At 43.4% G+C, this 597-nt stretch carries 2 protein-coding genes; both read right to left on the minus strand.

Annotated elements, in window-relative coordinates:
• On the minus strand, positions 1-293 hold a 293-nt coding region (locus tag A3729_RS28200; protein WP_156498193.1), incomplete at its 3' end, for a hypothetical protein.
• Position 294: 1 nt separating this feature from the next.
• Positions 295-597, minus strand: a 303-nt coding sequence (locus A3729_RS28205; protein WP_197476215.1) for a MotA/TolQ/ExbB proton channel family protein, incomplete at its 5' end; no start/stop codon positions are given.

Consider the following 597-nt stretch of genomic DNA (forward strand, 5'->3'; position numbering starts at 1 on the left):
CTCAAGAGCCAAAAAGAGTGGCGTGTCATTGCTCTTGCCTCAGAAAGCAGCGCTTCCTGAACTCTTTGCTTGTCCCAGGAATTTAGTCCTGACTTTGCCAAGCTAGCACTTTCGCTCCAGTACTTCTCCAACATTGAAATTGTATTTTTAAAGCTGAGACTTAGGAATAGTAAGCGTTCAAAAAAAAGTATAAAGATTAATACACTCAGAGCCAGTATGGCCGCGACAGGTAAACCACCGAGCTTGATTAATTGATCAATGCTTGAGTAAAAGTCGAAACCAATTTGCGTCATCTTAACAGTCTGCCTTGGAAGGGCGAGTGTCTTGAGCTGCGTTAGCTTCTATTGAGCCTTGTTCACTCATATATTTTGCAATAAAGCCTAGGCTTTGCTGGCTAAGGAACATAAGAACCTTTTTCGACTTTGCTGCTAACAGATTGTGAGAGAATAGTAGTGGCACGGCTACCAGTAGTCCAAGAACTGTAGTCATTAGCGCTTGTGATATCCCGCCAGCCATTAGTTTTGGGTCTGCGTTTCCGACTAAAGTAATACTTTGAAAGGTATTGATCATGCCAACAACGGTGCCGAGTAAGCCCAG

The sequence above is a fragment of the Oleiphilus sp. HI0043 genome (genome assembly GCF_001634935.1).